This is a genomic window from Dysgonomonas sp. Marseille-P4361 (assembly GCF_900343125.1).
GTDB lineage: Bacteria > Bacteroidota > Bacteroidia > Bacteroidales > Dysgonomonadaceae > Dysgonomonas.
Map to the genome: position 1 here is coordinate 669529 of NZ_OPYL01000001.1, position 21707 is coordinate 691235.

Genomic DNA, 21707 nt, shown 5'->3' on the forward strand with positions numbered 1-21707 from the left:
AAGCACTCTTGCAACTTTTTTTAATTTGAGAAATATCTTTCTTATTCTTCTAGTACATATATACTATCTGTAGTGTAAGAACTATCAGGAGAATATATCAGCCAATCGGTGAGCACTTCTAGGGGATAAGTGTTTACATCTCCTTCATTAAGACCCGAAATCCAATAAGGCTGGTTTAGTAGTTTACCAGTAACCCTACCATTGTCTATAGCTGAAACATCAAACCATAAATGTTCCTTTTCGCTTCCGGAATTAGGGTCGTCTACAGTTAAACCCAGTTTGACTAAGAAGGTCCAAGATTGTTCATCTTCTTCTTTCTTCGATCCGAATAAGTTTTTTAGAAATGATTTCTTTTCAGGTTCTTTATATTCTTTTCTAAATACCTTTTCAAAAGAAGGGAAACGTTCTTTTGTTAGTGCGCTCATCCTTTCGGTCTCGCTTGTTGTAATATAGTATATGGGATTGTCAGCCAAAGTCTTTGCATATATTTCCGGAGAAATCATGTCTCCTTCTTCTACAGCAAACAAAATTCCGGATGGTTCGGCGTGTACATTATCAACCTCATCTCTATCGGCAAAACCACCTAATACATTTTTTTGTAAATCTTTAAGTGCCTCTTCCCATCTCAGCCAACATAGGTTGATGCCCATTCCGTCATAGCCAATTTCGAATTTCTCTCGTTCTTTGGTAGGATTCGATAAGAATTTCTTTACTGTCATATTCAGTAAAGTGTTCATCTGTTCTGCACCTTGACTTACGTTAAGAATTTCTAGTTCAACAGAAGAACAACGATGTAAGCCGTGAGTGTGGAACCAATATCTACGTGTTCCATCTACTCCATTGTCGTCATATACACCATGTATCGTATATAGATAATCCGGTGATGGAGGAATCTGTGATTTAGCAGTCATTTTCAGCCATTTAGGGGATAATAAACGGTATGACATAAAATCAACTAAGACACTAGCATTAGGAACGATGGTATCCAATATTTTCAATTGTAAATGAAACGATTCTAGAGGTTCCAGTTCGAAATACATTGATACTTCCAGATAATATTCTTGTTCCAATGCTTTGTTTAAAGAATTCTCGTCTATCAAATTAGCTAAAGCATAATCTTTAAGATTTATGTTGCGAGTTGGACAAACATACAATTCTACATTAAAGTTGGTTTCTTGATATTCAACTTCAGCATTAAAACTCATTATGGAGTATTCTGTGTCTACTTCAGCCTTGTTGAATGATTTAAGCTTGAAGTCTTTATTTTCAGATAAGGATTTCTCTATTTGTTTTGCTTCAAAGATAAAATTCTTGTCTGTTGGATAAATTCCCATAACAGAGGCTAGTCCAGTTTCGCCATCTGACAGTAGTTCGTATTTTTCATTATTGTCCATAGTTGTAAAGTGATAGGGTGATGATTCTGATTATTTCTGCATTTCTCTTAGCTTTATCTTAGTTAAAACCTGTTTTGTGTTGAGAGGGAAATCAGCATCCATCATCCAAGCATAAAAACTAGGTTCTTTTTTTAATACTTCGGCAACAGCTTTTCCTTTATGTTTCCCGAAATTGAAAACTTCTACTCCGTTTTCATCTTTAATGATGCGTCCGGCAAGATCAACGTTATTGTTGAAGAAAGAGAACTCTTCAGCAAGTTTTTCCATGTCATTTTCCAGATCGTCATATTTGTCTAGTTGAGCCTTCAATACTTCGTAAGTAGCTAGTGTATCAGCTTCCGCAGAGTGAGCGTTATCGAGAGTTTTGTCACAATAGAATTTATATGCAGCCTCTAGTGTGCGTTGCTCTTTTTTATGGAAAATGATCTGTACATCGATCATTTTGCGTTTGCTGAAATCTATATCAACCCCTGCACGAAGAAATTCTTCAGCTAAGAGAGGAATATCGAAACGGCTCGAATTGAATCCTGCCAGATCACAACCTTCCATCTGATCGGCTAGAGACTTCGCCACTTGTTTAAATGTCGGGCAATCTTTAACATCCTCATCCGATATCCCATGCACAGCGGTTGCTCCCGGAGGAATCGGCATTTCAGGATTGATTCGTCTGGTTTTTACTTCTTCCTTTCCATTAGGAAAAACTTTTAGATAGGCTATTTCTACAATTCTGTCTTTGACAGTATCGGTTCCTGTTGTTTCTAAGTCGAAAAAGATGATAGGGTTCTTAAGATTTAGTTCCATAATATTTAATGCAAGAAACTTTATCATCCCTTTAAAGTTAAAAGAAGAATGATAAAGTTTCTATATTTATCGTTTTAGGTATTTGTATTCTTTCGGACGATTACTAATCGTTTAACATCATAGGCATGAGTAGCATCAACAGATCTTCATTCTCTTCATTCTCTGTAGGTATGATTAGTCCTGCACGGGAAGGATCTGAAAGTTCAAGAGAGACTTCAGGAGAAGGAATATTGTTGAGTATATCAATCAGAAAACTCGATTTAAATCCAATATTCATTGGAGTTCCTACATATTGGCATGGTATTGTTTCTTCAGCTGCAGTAGAAAAGTCTATGTCCTGAGCCGAAACCACAATGCTGCTTTCCGATAATTGTAAACGTACTAAGTTGCTTGCTTGGTTTGAGAAAACGGATACACGTTTCAATGCATTCAAGAAAGCTTGGCGGTCAAGTATAACCTTGTTCGAATTGTTTTGAGGAATTACAGAATTGTAATTAGGATAGCGTCCCTCTATAAAACGGCATGTCATTGTGTAGCTAGCCATTTTGATATAGGCGTTGTTTTCGTCAAATTTAATTTCAACTGTGTCAGCTTCCTTCGGTAATATCGCTCTAAGTAAGTTTGCTGGTTTCTTAGGAAGTATGAAAGATGCTCTTTCTGTTCCTTTAGCGGCAATGGTTTTGCAACGAACCAATTTATGTCCGTCAGAAGCAACGAATGTAAGGTCTTCCGGAGTGATGTCGAAAAATATACCATTCATTACCGGACGAAGTTCATCATCTGCACTGGCAAACAAGGTGCGGTTAAGTCCAGAGAATAAAACCTGAGGTTCTATTGTTAGGCTAACAGCAGTTTCTTTCAATTCTTTTGGTTGAGGGTAGTCCTCTCCACTTTGTCCGATGAAATTATATTTTCCATTATGGAAAAATATAAATGTTTCAAGGTTGTCGTTGTTGATTTCGAATGTAAGGGGTTGCTCAGGCAGTTCCTTCAATGGGTCAAGAAGGTTTTTTGCATTTACTGCAAATTTACCATGTCCTTCAGCTTCATTAACCTCTATAGAGGTAACAAGACGCGTTTCGGAGTCAGCAGCTGTCAATGACAAGGTTGTGCCTTCCAGCTCTAATAAGAAACAGTCTAAAATCGGTAATGTGTTTTTAGAATTGATCACTTTGCTTATAGCTTGTAAGTGACTGAGCAACGCAGTACTGGAAACAACGAATTTCATATTTTTATTTCTATTTTAGTTTGATTGTTTTCTATATACTTTAATAAAGCAAATATAGGTATTTTTTATATAAGCTGCTAAGGGTTACATTTGATTCTGGATGTTTTTATTAAAAAATATTGCGTTCTAGTGCTGTTAATTCATATTTGTATTTGATTTTATATCTGAAATTTAAATTACATTTGCACCGCAAAATATTTAATGGATTTATTAAGGTAAATATGAATCTTTCAGCCTTTTATACGGTTCTTCTACTTGTAGTGTCAAATGTCTTTATGACTTTTGCCTGGTATGGTCATCTCAAGATGAAAGAATACTCTTGGTTTGCGGCGCTTCCTATTATTGGAGTAATCTGCATTAGCTGGATAATAGCCTTTTTTGAATACTGTTTTCAAGTCCCTGCAAATAGAATTGGTTTTCAAGGAAATGGAGGCCCTTTTTCGCTGATGCAATTGAAGATAATACAAGAGGTAATAACCTTGATAGTTTTCGTTCTGTTTAGTACGCTTGCCTTTAAAACAGAAACTTTCAGGTGGAACCATCTTCTTGCATTTTTCTTTATCATAGCAGCAGTATATCTGGTATTTAAAAAATAAAAAAGAAGCTTTAATCTACGATTAAAGCTTCTTAATTTATGTTGAACTCGCTTTTTTTAAGCAAGTTTCTCTTTTAAGCCTTCGGCTATTGCATCCAGAAAATCTTCGGTATTTAAATAATCCGAACGTTGCATTTTATCTCCATGAACTAAGAGAGCAAGGTCTTTTGTCATTTTTCCATTCTCTACAGTTTCTATACAAGTTGCTTCCAACTTAGAGGCGAAGTCTATAAGTTCTTGGTTGCTATCCAATTTTCCGCGATGAGCAAGCCCTCTTGTCCATGCAAAAATGGAGGCGATAGGATTTGTCGATGTCTCTTTTCCTTGTTGGTGCTGTCTGTAGTGACGAGTTACTGTTCCATGAGCAGCCTCTGCTTCCATTGTTTTCCCATCAGGAGTTAATAGAACAGATGTCATCAGCCCAAGAGAGCCAAAGCCTTGAGCAACGGTGTCGGACTGTACGTCGCCGTCATAATTTTTACATGCCCATACAAAACCTCCGTTCCACTTCAAGGCAGCTGCTACCATGTCGTCGATCAAACGATGCTCGTATGTAATTCCGGCTTTTTCAAACTCAGCTTTATATTCATTTACGTAAACTTCCTGAAAGATATCTTTGAAACGTCCGTCATAAGCTTTCAGGATAGTATTCTTTGTAGAAAGATATAGAGGATATTTCTTTTGCAAAGCCAATCTGAAACAAGAGTGAGCAAAGCCATAAATAGACTCGTCCGTATTGTACATCCCCATAGCAACCCCATCACCACTGTAGTTATAAACAGTGTAAGATTGAGGTACTCCATCTTCCGGAGTGAATGTTAAGGTTAATGTACCTTTTCCTTTTGTAACAAAGTCGGTAGCCTTATATTGATCGGCATGAGCATGACGTCCGATAATAATAGGTTTTGTCCATGTATTAACAAGTCGGGGAATGTTTTTTATGATGATAGGTTCTCTAAAGACTGTACCACCAATAATATTTCGGATTGTACCATTCGGAGATTTCCACATCTTTTTCAACCCAAATTCCTCAACCCTAGCTTCATCCGGAGTGATTGTAGCACATTTGATTGCTACATTATATTTCTTTGTAGCTTCGGCGCTATCTATTGTTACCTGATCGTCTGTCGCATCACGATTTTCAACACTTAAGTCGTAATACTTCAGGTCAACATCCACATAGGGAAGTATAAGTTTGTCTTTTATATATTTCCAGATTATGCGGGTCATTTCGTCCCCGTCCATTTCTACAACCGGATTTATTACTTTTATTTTTTGCATATATCTATCAGTTCTTGATTGTGTATATCTTTTATAATTTACCGTTTATATCTTTTAACCACATCTCCAAAAGAGTTGTCATCTGGTCATAATATTTGAAATTGGTTCTCATTCCCCATCCGTGTGCCCCTTCTGGGAAGATGTACATTGTGGCGGGAATATTATTGTCTTTTAAGGCGTTGTAATATTCTATACTGTTGATAGGTAGCACCACTTTGTCATCGTCGCTGAGTAATAGTATAGCAGGAGGGGTATTCGAATTCACTTGTTTCTCGTTAGAAAACATGTTTATATCATGTGCTTCTGGATTATCTCCTAATAGATTGGTTCTAGATCCTCCGTGTGTAGATAGGCTCATCGTTACTACAGGGTAGAACAGTATAGAGAAATCGGGTCTTGTACTTGTTCCTTTTATTGCATAATGCGTAGATACTGTTGAGGCTAGATGACCTCCGGCAGAGAAGCCGGCGACACCGATCTTATTTGCGTCAATATTTAGCTCTTTAGCATTGTCTCTGATGTAACGCATTGCTTGTTGAGCATCATCCAAAGGTATCTCTTTGTGCTTGTTTGGCATGCGGTATTTGAGAATAACGCCTGCAATCCCTTTTGAATTCAACCATTCTGCAAACTGAACGCCTTCATGATTGTAAGCAAGTCCCCCATATCCACCTCCGGGGCAAATAAGAACGGCCATTCTCGTATTTGTCGATCTGTTAGGCAGATATATTGCTATTTCTGCATTGGATACATTTGTGACCCACTCGCTGTTTTCATTGTGGTTTTCGGGTGCAGTAATACCATTCTCCGAAGGAGGATTGCCTTCCCATAATTTTACGATTTTCTGAGCATTTGCGGTTGCACTCATAAATAGAAGAGCTAAGCTTAATAATATTGTTTTCTTGGGCATAAAGTTATTCATATTGTGATGAATTAATGGTTATTCATCAAAGATAAATATTTTGAGTCTTATATCAAAGCTACATAAAGAGAGACAATGCTCTATTTGTTTGGATTTTTAAGTATATTTGTTCCCTCGAAAATAAAGATAATTATGAAAACTGTATTAAGTGGTATCAGACCCACAGGAAATTTACACCTGGGTAACTATTATGGGGCTTTGTTGAATTTCGTAAGAATGCAACAAGAAAATAAATGTTATTTCTTTATCGCCGATTGGCATTCGCTGACTACACATCCTGATCCGACAATGATCAATGTAAATGTCAAAAATGTAATTGCTGAATATTTGGCTGCCGGAATAAATCCGGAAGTATCGACTATATATCGTCAGAGTGATGTGCCTGAAGTTGCAGAGCTTTATTTATATTTAAATATGCATGCCCGCATGGGAGAGTTAGCAAAAACAGCATCGTTCAAAGACAAGGCAAGAAAGAATCCTGATAATGTAAATGCTGGTTTGTTGACTTATCCTACATTGATGGCTGCCGATATCTTGATTCACAATGCAGATATGGTTCCGGTGGGAGAAGATCAAGAGCAGCACTTGGAAATGACGAGAGTATTTGCTCGCCGTTTTAACCATTTCTATAATGTAGATTATTTCAAAGAGCCTGTTCCTTTCAATTTTGGTCATAAATTGATCAGAATACCAGGGCTTGATGGTAGTGGAAAGATGGGAAAATCGGAAGGTAATTGTATTTATCTTGGTGATGAACCAAAAGCTATAGAAAAGAAAGTAAAACGCGCAGTTACTGATAGTGGTCCGACTGAACCTAATTCGGAGAAACCGGAAATTATAGAAAATCTGTTCACTTTCTTACGATTGGTATCAGACGAAGAGGTGAACAAACACTTCGAAGAAGCATGGAATGACTGTTCTATCCGCTATGGTGACCTTAAGAAACAGATTGCCGAAGATATTATAAAGGTGACAACTCCTCTAAGAGAAAGGATTCTCGATCTAAGAGGAGATGATGCGTATTTGAACAAAGTCTTAGAAGAAGGAGCTGAAAAAGCACGAGAGAATGCTGCTAAAACTTTGAAAGAAGTACGTGAAATAATGGGTTTTAAGAAGCTGTAATACAGTGCGTAAATCGATTGTTTTTTAATAAAAAACAGGAAGTTAAGTCGTTTTTGTATTAACGCATCACTATAAGTTATTAGAAGAGAGTGTAAATATCATTATTTATTGCGATTGTACACTCCGAAAATAAGCAAGATCTTTGTAGTGATGATAGTTTATAGAATTACTTAACTTTGATGATAGTTTAAGTCCGATGTCGTAAGGTTCTCTTGTGACATCGGATTTTTTTATATCCAAACTTTTCTTTTCGAGCAAGTTCGAGCTCAAAAACAAATACTTTTCTTTACTTGTTTAAATTTATAGCAGGAGTCTTTATTGAGAAAGAGACCCAGATTTAGTGGTAGTTACCCTCGTGTAATTAGTTACCGGTAAGTAACCTTAAGCTTCAAAATGGGACTTTGGTCTTATTTTTGATAATTTATATATACAATCCTTTTGTATAGGATATTGATAAAGTACACAAATTAATACACAATAAAAGAAAGGTAAATAACATGAAAATTAAAAAAATCTCAGATGTAGTATTTAGATTAGATGTAAGAGATCCATTTATATTGGCAGCACATCATTATGATAGCTATCCGGAAGGAAATGGCGAAATGGCTCCTAAGTATTATATAGAAGGCAGACAAAAAGGCAGTGACTTCGATGCTTCGGCTCCTTGGCGAATGTATCATGGCGATAAAGTTCCGGGATTTCCACAGCACCCACACCGCGGTTTCGAAATAGCGACAATTATACCGGAAGGATATGCAGATCACTTCGACTCAAAAGGGACACATGGTCGCTATGGAGGAGGTGATGTGCAATTGATGAGCGCAGGCTCTGGCGTTATGCACTCCGAAATGTTCCCTTTATTGAATGATGATAAAGAGAATAAATTGAATTTATTTCAAATTTGGATAAATCTACCGGCAAAAAGTAAGATGACCGATCCTGACTATAAAATGTTGTGGAGAGAGAATATCCCCGTTGCTGAAGTAGAATCTCCTTCTGGAGGGCGTACGCGAATAAAAGTGATACTAGGAGAATATTATGGGGTAAAAGCTCTGGGCGCATTAAAGAACTCATGGGCTGCAGATGAAAAAAATCATATGGGCATTGCTCTTATCGAAATGGAACCAAATTCAGAATTTAAGTTGAATAATGTATCAGCTTCTATGAATCGTTTCTTGCTGAACTATGAGTCAGATGTGGCAGTGACGATTGGTGGTACTCCATTAATGAAGGATCAGATGGCAGATTTGTATGGTGATCAAGAGATTGTAATCAAATCAGGGGATTCCTCAGCTAAGCTATTTTTGCTTGAAGGTGAGCCTATCAATGAGCCAGTAGCTGCATATGGACCTTTCGTTATGAATACGAATGCAGAGCTCCAAGAGGCCTTTGATGATTTCAGGAAAACTGAGTTTGGCGGATGGCCTTGGGGAGAAAAGGAATCTGATATAATAGTGGATAAAGATAAAGGGCGTTTTGCAAGCTATCAGTTTGGAAAAGTAATCGATAAGCCTGAATAACTCTATCTCTAGATTAATATGAAGAAAGCTTATTTGCTTGATGTATTTCAAGCAAATAAGCTTTTGTTTTATGGCGTAGCTAGTATTAAAGTTGAAGGCATTGTATTTACCAACTTTGGATTTTTCTTTTTCAAGTCTTTCCATCCTCTTAGGCTAATGATAACCAGATCGTATTGGCGAAGAAGTTTCTCGTTGATAAGGCTCGTTTCATCCCAATATTCGATGCTATTAAGCTCATCTTTCTTTAGTTCCTTCAGCGATTTGACAAAGTCTAAAGAATTGTCGGAAAGTTCAATATTATCCCAGAATGTAATGCGTACTCCTTGTATATTTTTTTCTATAAATTCTCCGATAAAAGCATCGTCGTCATCTAATAAGGGTACAAAAATATTCTGTATGTCTTTTAGCTTACGATCAATAAATATTCCCACAGGTGCATCAAGCTTTGAAAGTATATAGCGGGTTTTGTCTTCAAACGGAGAAATAGAGTTTTTTCTTCTCGTGCTATTAAAAGGGCTGGTTATAGTTCGAATGATTCTCATAAAACCTCCTAAGACTACGCTATCTGTGTAGAAGTTACCTCTGCTGCCTATCAGTACAAAGTCATATTCTCCTTTATTTGCTATTTTTACTATACTTTTTTCTGAATGGCTGGAAATGTCGAATATTGTTTTTATTTCTGTGTTTAGTTCCTCTGCTTCCTTTATAATTGGTTTGAATAGCGACTTCTCTTCATCTTCCACATTGTACTGATTCAATACATTTCCTTCGGTAGCATGCAGCATTGTTAATTCGATGGAAGATTGTTGCTTTTTGGAGATGAAGTTCGCCATATTTAATAATTTCTTTCCACTCTGGCTACTGGCAAAAGGGATAAGTACCTGTTTTTTCTTGCTAACAGGAATCTCTGAAGACTCTTTTTTCTTGAATAGTTTATTTATTAAGCTGAGACTAGGAGAGGTCATGAATGTTGTTGTCAGTGCCATAATGACCATCATGGCAAAGATCTCCGGACTTAAAATACCTAGGTCTAATCCTATATTAAGAACAACCAGTTCCATTAATCCCCTTGTATTCATAAGGGCACCGATGATCAGACTGTCCTTCCATTTTATACCAACAAAGCGTGCTGCTAATGCACTGCCGAAGAATTTCCCAGTGATTGCTACAGTTATAATTAAACCGCAGATGAGCCATAGATGAGTGGTGTTGAGTAATCCAATTTCTGTTCTTAATCCTGTATATACGAAGAAAAGAGGGAGTAGTATGATTAAAGCAACATACTCTATTTTTTCTATCAGCTGGTTTCTAAACTTCATATTTGTAGGCATCATCACTCCAGCCAGAAAAGCTCCGAATAGAGCATGAATGCCAATTAATTCTGTTATGTATGCAGAGATAAAGAGGATGATGAAGAACAAAGCAGCCATTGATTTGGATATGTCTCTGCGTGATTGTTGAAACTCGACAATCCGTTTTAGAACGGGTCTCACTACTTTGAACATGATCACAATGTAGGTTATTGCCGCTGCTATAACGAATAGGGAACTGGAGAATGATCCGGCTTTAACAATTGCTATAACCGCAGCCAAAAGACACCACGCTGTTACATCATCTATTGCGGCACAAGTGATAACCATTGGTCCTATTGGTTGTTTATTGATACCTTTCTCGTGAATTATACGAGCTAGTACGGGGAATGCGGTGATACTCATGGCTATACCCATAAATAGAGCAAAAGAAAGGAAACTTACATGAGAATGAGTAAATTCTTCGTAGATAAAATATGCTAAAATGACACCTAGTGCAAAAGGGAATATAATGCTTGCATGACTGATGACAACAGCATTTTCGGCCTTATTTTTTATTGTCCTCAGGTCAAGTTCCATTCCTATTATAAACATGAACAATATTAGTCCTATTTGACTCAATAAACCGATGTTCCCTAAGGACGTTTCAGGGAATAGCATTGCCGATATTTCAGGGAAATAATATCCTAAAAAAGAAGGCCCTAGTATAACTCCGGCTATTATTTCACCTACTACAGCGGCTTGTCCTATCAGTTTGCATAACCATCCAAATAACTTTACTGCAAGAAGGATAACAATTAATTGGGCTAATAATACAATGGTAGGAGTTGCAATATTCTCAAGCAGATTGTCAAGAAAAATAGTCCATGATGATCCTTCGGTATGATTGTTCAGTACGATCTGTTTCGAGATGTCCTCAATGTTTTCCTTGCCGGCATCAAGCGTGAATATAATAAGCAATAGGAAAATTCCTATTGTGGTTATATAGAATATCAGATTTTTATGTTTTTTCATCTGCCTCTGTCTTTTTATTAGGCAAATATAGGAATTAAAAACAATTCGAAGTCTAGGGGTTGAGAAGAGAGATGTGTTAATAATTTAGAATATAAATCCTTTGCGATTACAAGCTTCAGATAGTTCTATGTGGATTTCTATAAGTCAAAAAAATTAATATCTTTGTTTACTAATAAAAGTAAGCCAAAAGATTGAGATATGAAGAGCGACATTGAAATTGCTAGAAGCATAGAACTTAACAAAATAGCAGATATTGCGAGTCAGATTGGGATTGATTCCGAAGTAGTCCATAATTATGGTAAATATATCGCAAAAGTACCTATCTCTTTGATTGATGAAGAGAAAGTGAAAAAAAGTAATCTTATTCTTGTTACAGCAATTACACCGACAAAGGCAGGGGTTGGTAAAACAACAATGTCAATAGGTTTGATTCTTGGCTTGAATAAGCTAGGTAAAAAAGCAGTAGTCGCATTACGTGAGCCATCTTTAGGCCCTTGCTTCGGTATGAAAGGCGGTGCTGCTGGAGGTGGCTATGCTCAAGTTCTGCCGATGGAAGACATTAATCTTCACTTTACTGGCGATTTTCATGCTATCACTTCTGCTCATAATATGATAACGGCTTTATTGGATAATTATGTCTATAGAGCTAAAGGAACTGAAAAAGATCTAAAAGAAGTTCTTTGGAAAAGAGTACTAGATGTAAATGATAGAAGCTTAAGATATATAGTGTCTGGATTACATGGATCTGCTAATGGTATTCCAAGCGAATCGGGTTTTGAAATAACTCCTGCTTCGGAAATAATGGCAATCCTTTGCTTGTCTAAAGACCTTGATGATCTGAAAAGACGTATAGGAAATATTATACTAGGCTATACCATGAAAGGAGAGCCTTTTACTGTTAATGATCTTGGAGTGACAGGAGCTATTACTGTCTTGTTAAAAGATGCGATTAATCCAAACCTTGTGCAGACAACAGAACATACTCCTGCCTTTGTACATGGAGGACCGTTTGCAAATATTGCTCATGGATGTAATTCTATTATTGCTACTAAAATGGCAATGTCTCATGCTGATTATGTTATTACAGAAGCCGGATTTGGGGCAGACTTGGGTGCAGAGAAGTTTTTTAATATAAAATGCCGTAAGGCAGGTCTGTCTCCAAAACTAACAGTAATAGTAGTGACAACTCAGGCTCTTAAAATGCATGGAGGTGTTCCGGTAGAAAACATTAAAGAACAGAATGCAGAAGGATTGAAGAAAGGCTTCGCTAATCTGGATAAGCATATTAGTAATATGAAATCTTTTGGACAGAATGTATTAGTAGTTTTGAACAAACACTACATTGATTCAGAAGAAGAAGTGGCTCTAATAAAAGACCATTGCAGTAAGGTTAATGTAAGCTTTGCTGTGAACGAGTCTTTTGTGAAAGGAGGAGATGGGGCTATAGAGTCAGCAAGAGAAGTTGTACGCTTGGTAGAAGAGTCTCCTTCCCAAAAGTTAGAGTTTACTTATGACGATACGGACTCAATTGAAGTGAAAATACAGAAGATAGCCCAGAAGATTTATGGAGCAGCCTCTGTAGAATTGAGTAATAAGGCGAAGAAGAAGATCGGGATGATAAATAAACTAAATATTAGTCATTACCCGGTTTGTATTGCAAAAACACAATATTCGTTCTCTGATAATGCTCATGAATATGGTACGCCTAGTGGGTTCTCTATAACAGTGAATGATATTGTGATTAACAATGGAGCTGAATTTATAGTTGCTATAGCAGGAGATATTATGCGTATGCCTGGTTTACCTGCTGTTCCTCAAGCAAATTATATTGATATTGTAGATGGCTTCATTGAGGGATTAAGCTAATTTGTATTTTGAAGAAGATTTGTATTACTGTAATCTGTTACTTTATATTTATCCCCTTTCTGAAAGGGCAGATAGCATATGAAAAGGAGGATTCATTGATATATGAATCTTACATGGAAGAATTTGTGTCTAAAAAAAATCTTTCAAATTCAGAACTATTGGCAAATACAGCCCTATTCTTCTTAGATAAACCGTATGTAGCTTCTACTTTAGATCAGAACAAGACTGAATCTTTAGTTGTTAATTTACGAGAGTTTGATTGTGTTACATTTGTTGAAAGTTGTCTGGCACTGGTCTTAACTCTGAAAGCTGAAAATCCATCTTTTGAGAAATTCTGTCATACGTTACAAACTATACGTTATCGTAATGGAATTATAAAAGGTTATACTTCCCGTTTGCACTATACGAGTGATTGGATTTATGAGAATGAAAGAAATGGTTTTTTTGAAGATGTTAGTGGAAAGTGTGGGGGAGTAAAGATGATCAAGGGAGTAAGCTTTATGACAAAAAACGCTCATTTATATAAGCACTTGGCAAATGATTCTAGCTGTATTTCAGAAATGAAAGAGATAGAGAAGAATCTAAATAAACGTCATCGCTATGTGGTTTTACTCTCTTCTTATATATCAGATGCACAAGAAAATATTAAAAGTGGGAATGTTATAGCTTTTGCAACTAAGATAGATGGCTTGGATTATTCACATATTGGAATTGCATACTGGCGAGAAGGAGAACTATGTCTTATTCATGCTTCTAGTAAGGAAAAGAAAGTGATTGTTGATGAAAAACCTCTGCCGTTATATTGTAAGCAGTCAAAGACGTGTTTAGGAATAAGTGTTTTGAACGTTAAATAATGAATATATATGTTGAAAAGAGATTTGTTGTATGGTATGGGCGGATGGTCCCAACTTTTCTTTTTTCTTTTTCTTTTTTCGTCTAGCTATATTTTAGCTTTTCTGCTGATATTTTCGTTTGTAGATATAGAGCTTATGCAGTCTTCTTCTACAGAAATGAGAATGGCAATGGTTATTCAATCAATATGCCTTTTCCTTGTGCCATCTTTGGCCTTTGTGGCTTTATGTGAGAGAAGTTCCCAATCCTACCTAATTCCTAACAAAGAAAAGAATATATACTTTTTATTATTAGCTGTTCTTTTGATTATTGTCATACAACCGTTGGTTGGCTCTATCGGTTATTATAATCAACAAATGACATTGCCCGAATCCATGTCATCTATTGAAAGGTGGATGAAACAGAGTGAATCTAGTGCAGAGGAGTCTTTAAAGTTGCTTTTGGGGGATAAAACAGTTCTCAGTCTATTGCTTAATGTCTTAGTACTCGGAGTTGTTGCAGGGATTACAGAGGAAATATTTTTTAGAGGATGCTTGCAGCAAATTATAGGAAAGATTGTTTCTAATAAACATTTTATGGTTTGGATAACTGCATTTATCTTTAGTACAATACATTTTCAATTTTATGGTTTTTTCCCAAGGTTATTGCTTGGGGCACTTTTAGGTTATTTGTTTGTCTGGAGCGGGAATATTCTAATTCCTATAGTTGTGCATGTATTGCATAATGCAATGACTGTTATTTTCACTTATTTATATATAGATACTGCAACTTATGAAACAATCAATAACTTAAATTTTGAGAATAATTCATTAGTGATCTTAGTGAGCCTGTCTTTGACAATCTTAATTTTAGTTCTTCTTCATAAAAAGAGATGCACTAAAATAACACTTTGATAAGATAATTAATATTAACTTTGCATTTTACACTAAGTAGGTATGGATACAGTTGGAAGAAAAGGAGGGCACGGACATTTTATAGATTGGGTTATCCATTTTGGAGATCTTTTTTTGATAAATGTTTTCTTCTTCATAGTATTCTTTGGCCTTCATCTTGGGGACGAGTTGCCTTACAGAGAGAAGATAATAGCTTTTCTTTTGGTGAATCTAGGCTACTTTGTAGTATCAACTTTCATTCGTTTCCAGATATCATCAAATGTAATACATCTAGAGAAGATAGTTCAGAGGTCAACAGCCTTTATTACTATTTATGCAATATTTATTACGGCAGCATTCTCTATTTTCCATATTCTTTCCATTCCAATTATTCCTTGGATTATAGGATTCTTAATTCTAGGAGGAGTCTTTGTCGGATGGCATATCGTTTTTAGACTTATGTTGAAGGCTTATAGAAGGAAGGGATATAATTATAGGCAGGTAGTAATTATAGGGGCAAACGCAAATGCTTTAATGGTTTATGATTCTCTTGTCTCTAGCGATTTTGGCTACAAAGTATTGGGTTTCTTTGATGATGAAATTGCTCCAGGCATAGAACTACCTGCTAAGTATTTAGGTAACCTTTCTGATATAGCAGAATATGCGCAGATCCATAAAATTGATGATATATTTTGTACAATATATGGCGATAAAGATGAGTTGATATCGGAACTTGTTCTTTTTTCAGAAAAGAATATGATCCGTTTTCATATAGTTCCTCAATTTTATAAATTCTTTAGGCGAAAATTCTCATTGCAATTCATTGAGACTACTCCAGTACTGAGTTTGCGCTATGAACCTTTGCAGAACTTTTCGAATAGACTTTTGAAGAGAAGTTTTGATGTGTTATTCTCAGGAGTATTCCTTATAACGCTTTTTCCTATCATCTATATAATCTTAGGGGCGATAATAAAACTAACTTCGCCAGGACCTGTGTTTTTTACTCAAAAACGGACAGGGATAAAAGGGAAAGAGTTTAATTGCTATAAGTTTAGATCAATGAGACCTAACAAGGAAGCTAATAGCCGACAAGCAGTAAAGGATGATCCTCGAGTTACAAGAATAGGTGCATTTATGAGAAAGACAAGCCTTGATGAACTTCCTCAATTCATAAATGTGCTAAAAAATGACATGTCTGTAGTAGGTCCACGACCGCATATGCTTCAACATACTGAATTGTATTCTTCTATTATAGATAAATTTATGGTGCGTCATCTTGTTAAACCCGGAATAACAGGGTGGGCACAGGTTACAGGATTTCGGGGAGAAACTAAGACGATAGAAGAAATGGAAGGCCGTGTAAAAAAAGATGTTTGGTACTTAGAAAACTGGACTTTCTTCTTAGATCTTAAAATTATATACTTGACCATAAAAAATGCAATAAGAGGAGAGAAGAAAGCTTATTGATCCTCTTTTATCTTATCCCTCTCTTGTCTAAAGCCTGTCTGTATCTTACAGCATTCCTTTGATGTTCACTGAACGTTTTTGCAAACTCGTGATATCCGGAGAAATCATCTTTGGCACACATGTATAAATAGTCATGTTTTGCATAATTTAAAACGGCATCAATTCCTTTTATAGAGGGGATGCGTATTGGTCCGGGAGGTAACCCAGTGTGCTGATAGGTGTTATATGGGGAGTCTACCTCTAGGTGTTTATTTAAGATTCTTTTTAAACCGAAATCTCCAACAGCAAATTTAACAGTCGGATCTGCTTGCAAGGCTTGCCCTCTATTCAGACGATTTATATATAGTCCTGCCACAATAGGATACTCATCGCTATATGTACATTCTTCTTCTACTATGGAAGCTAATGTAGAAACCTCTATTGGAGTTAGGTTAATCTCTTTTGCTTTATTTTTTCTTTCCTCGTTCCAGAAAACGGTATATTCTTTTTTCATTCTTTGGATGAAGTTTTTTATGCTGATATCCCAATATATTTCATAGGTATTGGGGATAAACATAGCTGGTATATCTTGAGTGGAGAAGCCAAGTTCTTTACACGCTACGCTATCATTAAGAAGAACTAAAAGATCTTTTGAGTCGAACATCATCTGTTGTCCAACCCTGTCTGCAAGATCAACTTTCGTTCTAATATTGTTAAACTTCAATTTTATCGGGGCTTGATGTCCACTACGAAGATCTTTTATAACCTCGTAAATAGTCATTTCTGGTTTTATGATATAGCGTCCAGTCTTGATATTTTCTTTATAAGAAAGTATTGTACATAGTTTGTCAAAATTAGCTATGTTTTCAACTTTAGCACTATCTCTAATATCGTTCTTTAAACGATTGTAATCTCGATTATCATCAATATAAATAGATATAGGTTTATCTATATTAAAACCTGTATTTATAATACTGTAGCCATATAGTGCAATACCCGAAAGTGTCACTATAAGGATTAATAAAATGTACAGAATTGCTTTTTTCATGAGGTTATGAGTTTAGTAATAGAGAACTATCGCCGTAACTAAGGAATCTGTAATTATTTTCTAAAGCATGGTTGTAAATAACTTTCCAATCTTTATCTCCGATGAAAGCAGAAACAAGCAGCAATAAGGTGCTTTGTGGTTGGTGGAAATTAGTTACTATTCCTTCTACTATTTTGAATTGATATCCAGGTGCAATAATTATTTGTGTATGTGCTATTAGTGTATCTAGTTTATGAGAATCAAGATAATTCAAGATAGATGTTAGTGCTTCTTGTTTTGAAAGTGCATTATTTTCTCTTTCGTAAGCTTCCCATTGAGTAACGTTCAGATCATTGTTTGGATCTTTTCCTATCTTCGATCCTATATAGTATAGACTCTCGAGAGTCCGAACAGATGTAGTTCCCACGGCTATAATAGCTCCATCGTGATCCAATAGGGTTTGAATAGTCCCTCTTTTTATTGAGATAAATTCAGAATGCATCGTATGCCCTTTAATTTGCTCAGATTTGACTGGTCGGAAAGTCCCTGCTCCAACATGAAGTGTGACTTCGGTTGTTTTTATTCCTTGTTGGCTAAAAGACTCAAATACCTTTGGAGTAAAATGTAGTCCTGCTGTTGGTGCTGCAACAGAACCATCTATTTTTGAATAAACAGTTTGGTAAGTTTGTTTATCCTCTTCCTCTGTGTCCCGATTCAAATAGGGGGGTATTGGCAACTCTCCAATCGCTTCCAATAATTCGGAAAACGTATAATCCTGATTATCCCAGCTGAACTTTACAATATGAGAATCCCCTTTTGTTTCAATACGCTCTGCTGAAAAATGAATAATCTCGTTGTTGATAATGATCTCTTTGGAAAGAGTTCCTTCTTTCCATTTTTTTAGATTCCCAATTAGGCATAGCCAAGAACAAGTGCTTTTTTGCTGAAAGCTTAATAAATAATCGTTTGGCTCGTATGGCTCTAGGCAGAATATCTCTATCTGAGCCCCTGTCGTTTTTTGAAAATGTAGACGAGCTTGTATAACTTTCGTATTATTAAATATTAAGAGACTTTTTTGAGGTAAGAAGCTTGTCAGATCGTAGAAATTCGAGTCGGTGATTGCTCCGTTTCTGTATACAAGTAATTTGGAGGCATCACGTTCTTTTAAGGGATATTTTGCGATACGCTCATCCGGTAAATTATAGTTGAAGTCTTCGATTCGAATCTCCTTTGGATCAGATATTTTCACTTTTCATTATTTTTTTTATCCGGCAAAAATAAGCAACTTTGCGGTAATAAAAAAGCATATCGGTATATAGACAAGATTAATTAAGAATGAATACCGATTAATAATAAAAATATGAAAATTGGAGATAAAGTTCGCTTTCTGAATACAATAGGGGGTGGAGTGGTAAAAGGCTTTCAGGGAAAGGATATTGTTCTTGTTGAAGACACAGACGGGTTTGATATTCCTGTTTTGATAAGAGAAGTAGTTGTTATAGAGCCAGCACACGATATTCAAGTTAGGCAAACTGTTGTTCCTACCCCTCAATTTCAACAAAATATCGTTTCCTCTGCTATAGAAGAGCCAGAAGAGGTTGTAGAAACAAGAGAAGGAGAGGTGTTGTCTGTTTATTTGGCTTATCTGCCTGTCGATATAAAAAGTTTAAGCACTACTTCATTTGAATGTTATTTGGTAAATGACAGTAACTATTACTTGTCTTTTAACTATATGAGCCGTTCGGAAGGAGGCTGGCTTAGTCGTAGTGTTGGGCAGATAGAACCTAATACGAAAATTTTTCTTGAAGAGTTTGGGAAAGAAGTGCTTAATGACATAGAGCAAGTTTGTTTACAATTTATAGCCTATAAACAAGGAAAGGCATTTCAACTTAAAAACTCATATTCTGTAGATTTACGAATAGATACAGTGAAATTCTATAAATTGCATAGCTTCAAGGAAAATGACTATTTCGATGACGAGGCAATAATGTACACGGTTGTTAAACGAGATTTAGCAACTAAAGAATTGGCGGTTTCTTCTCAGGAGATTGAAATGGCGATGAAGGAGAAAACGACACAACGACCTCGTAAAGAGGCAATCGTAAAGAAACCGAAAAAAGAAATTCTTGAAATAGATCTGCATATACATGAACTTCTTGATAATACGAACGGGTTGTCTCCTGCCGATATTCTTGAGTATCAAATCGGAAAATTTAAAGAAGTTATGGATGAGAATATTCGAAGTAAAGGGAAAAAGATTGTATTTATTCACGGAAAAGGTGATGGGATATTAAGAAATTCGATATTAAAAGAATTAAAAACAAATTATAAATCGGTTTATTTTCAAGACGCTTCATTTCGCGAATACGGATATGGAGCAACAATGGTAACAATTAAATAACTATTAGCACAGACTAAATTGGTATGAAAAAAAGAATTCTTACTTTATTATTTGTAGCAGCAACATTGGTTAGCTGCGAAAGCCTTCAACAAGGTTTGATGAGTACTTACAATATGGTGAATTGTGAGTATAACTATAGATCGATATCGGGATTAAGTATTGGTGGTGTCAATATGTCAAATGGGCTATCTTTGGCGGCTATACCAAAAGTTACATCTATTTTGACAGGTTCGGCTAAAAGCATTCCGCTGGATTTTACATTAAATCTTGATGTGAAGAACCCGAATCAGTCAAATGCACTGCTACATGGATTGCAATACATTATTAGTATCGATGGCGTGCAATTTACAACAGGCTCACTAAATCAATCTCTGAATATTGCTGCCGGACAGACTCAGACTCTGCCGTTGACTATAGGTGTTGATCTTGCTTCGTTAATGAAAAACGAGTCGAAAGATGCGGTTGTAGACATAGCAAAAAACTTTTTAGGTATAGGCTCTAAAAAGTCACAAGTTAGCTTGCAGTTGAAGCCTTCGTTCAAAGTGGATAATACAATGGTAGCCTCGCCTATCTATATTCCGGTTAACTTTAGTTTCGGAGGGAACAAATAGTTGCTATGACTGTTATAATATAAACTATAACAGAGTGAGATATGGAATATAATGTAGTACACAATGAAGAGGAAAGTCGTTTCGAAACTACAGTAGATGGACTTTTGTCAGTAGTAGATTATCGCAAAAGAGACAACCTTTTGCTTGTAACTCATACGGGAGTCCCTACGCCGTTGGAAGGGAGAGGTATTGCTAGTGCTATAACAAAGGCATTATTGGACTATGTCCGTGCAAATGGGCTAAAGGTGCGACCTATTTGTCCATATACAAAAGCATATGTTAAGCGACATCCTGAATATGACGATATTATAGAGAATTGAAGTAATTAAAATTAGAGTAATATGATCGGGAGTAAATTGTTTGCTCCCGATTTTTTTTGTATATATTTGAGAACTAATACTTTCTAAAAACTACTTATTATGAAAACACAACGATTAAAAAACGTTCTATCTTTTCTACCGGAAGCAATACTTTTGTCTATGACGTTATTTATGCTGATCGCAGATCTTTTGAAGTCTTCTTCGGTTAACTATATTGTGCTAGCATTGATAGGTTTAATCTCAGGAATGATATTCTTAAAGAATAAATATATTGCTATCTTAATTTCTTCCGTAATTGCACTAGGGAGTGCATATATGCTATTAGCTGTTTTGTCCGAATATTATGAATTCCCTGTAGGAGATACAGAGGGTATAAAGATGCTATTATTTGGCTCCCTACTTTTTGTCTCTGTTATTATACTCGCGGTTGTAATGCCGTTTAAATATTTTAGAAAGAAAGAGGAATAAAAAAGGAAGAGAATTTTATTCCTTGAAAGATACCTTATCCCATTCTAATATTTTTGGCTCTTCTGTTAAGAATGGCTGTATTTTTTTATAATCATCTTCAGATAAATAGCTCTTAATGTCATAAAACACCTTTGCTTCTGTACTGCTTGGAGATAGTTCTATCTTTGTTGGGGTCATATCCAAAGCCGCGTACGCATTTTTGAAGTCCTGACCATCTCTGTCTGCATCAGCCTTAATAAACCAGTCTTTGTTTATTCTAGGGAAAAGGTTCTGCTCAATAGGAATCCATTTTGTAGTATAAAACTGCAATTGACTATCACAAATTTTCCCACATACAGTTCTGACAACACAGATGATTTTTGACTCATTAATCAGGGGGAGGAGTTTTATCTGTATTGTTCCTGCTTCTGAAGTTTGCAAAGAAATATAATCCGGTGAAATAGCTAGTCTTTTTATATTCGACCCTTTGCTTCTGATAACTGAAATCTGAGTAGTGTCACTTGTATTTGCAGTTAGTTTATCTCTTTCGGTAGCCTCAAGTCCAAGAATGAGATTTTCGGGCATAGAAAGGAAAATGCTCTGTAATTCTTGAGCCGAAATATAAAGAGAGGTTGAGATAAGGGCTATAATTAATACTATTTTTTTCATCACATGATT

Annotated in this window: 20 protein-coding genes; 11 read left to right on the forward strand and 9 right to left on the reverse strand. The window is 35.9% G+C overall.

The genetic code is table 11. The features are described from left to right. Window positions 1–41: 41 nt before the first annotated feature. From DHU68_RS02715 to dnaN, 3 genes are all read right to left on the reverse strand, one after another. Window positions 42–1394 (reverse strand): DUF4026 domain-containing protein, encoded by a 1353-nt coding sequence (locus DHU68_RS02715; RefSeq protein WP_108821412.1) that lies wholly within the window; start codon window positions 1392–1394, stop codon window positions 42–44. A 30-nt stretch (window positions 1395–1424) separates the two neighbouring features. Next, on the reverse strand, window positions 1425–2195 hold the full coding sequence (locus tag DHU68_RS02720) for a 3'-5' exonuclease (protein WP_108821646.1): 771 nt from the start codon (window positions 2193–2195) through the stop codon (window positions 1425–1427). A 103-nt stretch (window positions 2196–2298) separates the two neighbouring features. Beyond that, window positions 2299–3423, reverse strand: a complete 1125-nt coding sequence (gene dnaN, locus DHU68_RS02725; protein WP_108821413.1) for a DNA polymerase III subunit beta — start codon at window positions 3421–3423, stop codon at window positions 2299–2301. Between the two features lie 221 nt (window positions 3424–3644). Here dnaN and DHU68_RS02730 point away from each other — a divergent pair, with 221 nt between their 5' ends. Further along, window positions 3645–4019: a DMT family protein gene (locus DHU68_RS02730; protein ID WP_108821414.1), complete on the forward strand. Its 375-nt coding sequence runs from the start codon at window positions 3645–3647 to the stop codon at window positions 4017–4019. Between the two features lie 56 nt (window positions 4020–4075). On the opposite strand, the gene DHU68_RS02735 is transcribed toward DHU68_RS02730, so the two are convergent. Together DHU68_RS02735 and DHU68_RS02740 are read right to left on the reverse strand one after the other, a co-directional pair. After that, window positions 4076–5299, reverse strand: a complete 1224-nt coding sequence (locus DHU68_RS02735) for an isocitrate dehydrogenase (NADP(+)) (protein WP_108821415.1) — start codon at window positions 5297–5299, stop codon at window positions 4076–4078. A gap of 31 nt (window positions 5300–5330) precedes the next feature. Continuing rightward, window positions 5331–6167, reverse strand: coding sequence for an alpha/beta hydrolase (locus DHU68_RS02740; protein WP_255412422.1), 837 nt, complete (start codon window positions 6165–6167; stop codon window positions 5331–5333). A 186-nt stretch (window positions 6168–6353) separates the two neighbouring features. Between DHU68_RS02740 and trpS the strand changes: the two genes are divergently transcribed. Both trpS and DHU68_RS02750 read left to right on the forward strand, forming a co-directional pair. Continuing rightward, window positions 6354–7343, forward strand: coding sequence for a tryptophan--tRNA ligase (gene trpS, locus DHU68_RS02745; RefSeq protein WP_108821416.1), 990 nt, complete (start codon window positions 6354–6356; stop codon window positions 7341–7343). 497 nt (window positions 7344–7840) lie between these two features. Further along, window positions 7841–8863, forward strand: coding sequence for a pirin family protein (locus DHU68_RS02750; protein ID WP_108821417.1), 1023 nt, complete (start codon window positions 7841–7843; stop codon window positions 8861–8863). Between the two features lie 68 nt (window positions 8864–8931). Here the strand turns inward: DHU68_RS02750 and DHU68_RS02755 are convergent, their stop codons facing one another. Then, the gene (locus tag DHU68_RS02755; RefSeq protein WP_108821418.1) at window positions 8932–11187 is read right to left on the reverse strand and encodes a cation:proton antiporter; all 2256 of its coding nucleotides are present in this window, start codon (window positions 11185–11187) and stop codon (window positions 8932–8934) included. A gap of 198 nt (window positions 11188–11385) precedes the next feature. Between DHU68_RS02755 and DHU68_RS02760 the strand changes: the two genes are divergently transcribed. Genes DHU68_RS02760 through DHU68_RS02775 form a run of 4 tightly spaced genes read left to right on the forward strand, consistent with a single transcriptional unit; the run spans window position 11386 to window position 16244 of the window. Then, a complete protein-coding gene (locus tag DHU68_RS02760) occupies window positions 11386–13053 on the forward strand; it encodes a formate--tetrahydrofolate ligase (RefSeq protein ID WP_108821419.1) in 1668 nt (555 codons plus the stop codon). Window positions 13054–13061: 8 nt separating this feature from the next. Then, window positions 13062–13907, forward strand: a complete 846-nt coding sequence (locus tag DHU68_RS02765) for an N-acetylmuramoyl-L-alanine amidase-like domain-containing protein (protein WP_255412423.1) — start codon at window positions 13062–13064, stop codon at window positions 13905–13907. A 9-nt stretch (window positions 13908–13916) separates the two neighbouring features. Beyond that, on the forward strand, window positions 13917–14798 hold the full coding sequence (locus tag DHU68_RS02770) for a CPBP family intramembrane glutamic endopeptidase (protein WP_108821420.1): 882 nt from the start codon (window positions 13917–13919) through the stop codon (window positions 14796–14798). Window positions 14799–14840: 42 nt separating this feature from the next. Further along, window positions 14841–16244, forward strand: coding sequence for an undecaprenyl-phosphate glucose phosphotransferase (locus DHU68_RS02775; RefSeq protein ID WP_108821421.1), 1404 nt, complete (start codon window positions 14841–14843; stop codon window positions 16242–16244). 7 nt (window positions 16245–16251) lie between these two features. On the opposite strand, the gene mltG is transcribed toward DHU68_RS02775, so the two are convergent. Then, window positions 16252–17271, reverse strand: a complete 1020-nt coding sequence (gene mltG / locus DHU68_RS02780; RefSeq protein ID WP_108821422.1) for an endolytic transglycosylase MltG — start codon at window positions 17269–17271, stop codon at window positions 16252–16254. Window positions 17272–17275: 4 nt separating this feature from the next. Next, entirely contained in the window at window positions 17276–18499 is a 1224-nt protein-coding gene (locus tag DHU68_RS02785) for an S-adenosylmethionine:tRNA ribosyltransferase-isomerase (protein ID WP_108821423.1), read from the reverse strand. A 111-nt stretch (window positions 18500–18610) separates the two neighbouring features. On the opposite strand from DHU68_RS02785, the gene DHU68_RS02790 reads away from it, so the two are divergent. The 4 genes from DHU68_RS02790 to DHU68_RS02805 all read left to right on the forward strand — a co-directional run bounded on the left by DHU68_RS02790 (window position 18611) and on the right by DHU68_RS02805 (window position 21050). Next, on the forward strand, window positions 18611–19651 hold the full coding sequence (locus DHU68_RS02790) for a DUF2027 domain-containing protein (RefSeq protein ID WP_108821424.1): 1041 nt from the start codon (window positions 18611–18613) through the stop codon (window positions 19649–19651). Window positions 19652–19674: 23 nt separating this feature from the next. Then, window positions 19675–20262 carry an LEA type 2 family protein gene (locus DHU68_RS02795; protein WP_108821425.1) on the forward strand — a complete coding sequence of 196 codons (588 nt, stop codon included), beginning with the start codon at window positions 19675–19677 and terminating at the stop codon, window positions 20260–20262. Window positions 20263–20303: 41 nt separating this feature from the next. After that, window positions 20304–20582, forward strand: a complete 279-nt coding sequence (locus tag DHU68_RS02800) for a GNAT family N-acetyltransferase (protein ID WP_108821426.1) — start codon at window positions 20304–20306, stop codon at window positions 20580–20582. Between the two features lie 99 nt (window positions 20583–20681). Next, a complete protein-coding gene (locus DHU68_RS02805; RefSeq protein ID WP_108821427.1) occupies window positions 20682–21050 on the forward strand; it encodes a hypothetical protein in 369 nt (122 codons plus the stop codon). A gap of 15 nt (window positions 21051–21065) precedes the next feature. Here the strand turns inward: DHU68_RS02805 and DHU68_RS02810 are convergent, their stop codons facing one another. Further along, entirely contained in the window at window positions 21066–21698 is a 633-nt protein-coding gene (locus DHU68_RS02810) for a DUF3256 family protein (RefSeq protein ID WP_108821428.1), read from the reverse strand. Window positions 21699–21707 lie beyond the last annotated feature (9 nt).

Excerpts from the sequence above, each read along its gene's own strand:
- DHU68_RS02715 (WP_108821412.1), bottom strand. The coding sequence starts at position 1,394 with ATGGACAATAATGAAAAATACGAACTACTGTCAGATGGCGAAACTGGA.
- DHU68_RS02720 (WP_108821646.1), bottom strand. The coding sequence starts at position 2,195 with ATGGAACTAAATCTTAAGAACCCTATCATCTTTTTCGACTTAGAAACA.
- dnaN (WP_108821413.1), bottom strand. The coding sequence starts at position 3,423 with ATGAAATTCGTTGTTTCCAGTACTGCGTTGCTCAGTCACTTACAAGCT.
- DHU68_RS02730 (WP_108821414.1), top strand. The coding sequence starts at position 3,645 with ATGAATCTTTCAGCCTTTTATACGGTTCTTCTACTTGTAGTGTCAAAT.
- DHU68_RS02735 (WP_108821415.1), bottom strand. The coding sequence starts at position 5,299 with ATGCAAAAAATAAAAGTAATAAATCCGGTTGTAGAAATGGACGGGGAC.
- DHU68_RS02740 (WP_255412422.1), bottom strand. The coding sequence starts at position 6,167 with ATGAGTGCAACCGCAAATGCTCAGAAAATCGTAAAATTATGGGAAGGC.
- trpS (WP_108821416.1), top strand. The coding sequence starts at position 6,354 with ATGAAAACTGTATTAAGTGGTATCAGACCCACAGGAAATTTACACCTG.
- DHU68_RS02750 (WP_108821417.1), top strand. The coding sequence starts at position 7,841 with ATGAAAATTAAAAAAATCTCAGATGTAGTATTTAGATTAGATGTAAGA.
- DHU68_RS02755 (WP_108821418.1), bottom strand. The coding sequence starts at position 11,187 with ATGAAAAAACATAAAAATCTGATATTCTATATAACCACAATAGGAATT.
- DHU68_RS02760 (WP_108821419.1), top strand. The coding sequence starts at position 11,386 with ATGAAGAGCGACATTGAAATTGCTAGAAGCATAGAACTTAACAAAATA.
- DHU68_RS02770 (WP_108821420.1), top strand. The coding sequence starts at position 13,917 with ATGTTGAAAAGAGATTTGTTGTATGGTATGGGCGGATGGTCCCAACTT.
- DHU68_RS02775 (WP_108821421.1), top strand. The coding sequence starts at position 14,841 with ATGGATACAGTTGGAAGAAAAGGAGGGCACGGACATTTTATAGATTGG.
- mltG (WP_108821422.1), bottom strand. The coding sequence starts at position 17,271 with ATGAAAAAAGCAATTCTGTACATTTTATTAATCCTTATAGTGACACTT.
- DHU68_RS02790 (WP_108821424.1), top strand. The coding sequence starts at position 18,611 with ATGAAAATTGGAGATAAAGTTCGCTTTCTGAATACAATAGGGGGTGGA.
- DHU68_RS02795 (WP_108821425.1), top strand. The coding sequence starts at position 19,675 with ATGAAAAAAAGAATTCTTACTTTATTATTTGTAGCAGCAACATTGGTT.
- DHU68_RS02800 (WP_108821426.1), top strand. The coding sequence starts at position 20,304 with ATGGAATATAATGTAGTACACAATGAAGAGGAAAGTCGTTTCGAAACT.
- DHU68_RS02805 (WP_108821427.1), top strand. The coding sequence starts at position 20,682 with ATGAAAACACAACGATTAAAAAACGTTCTATCTTTTCTACCGGAAGCA.
- DHU68_RS02810 (WP_108821428.1), bottom strand. The coding sequence starts at position 21,698 with ATGAAAAAAATAGTATTAATTATAGCCCTTATCTCAACCTCTCTTTAT.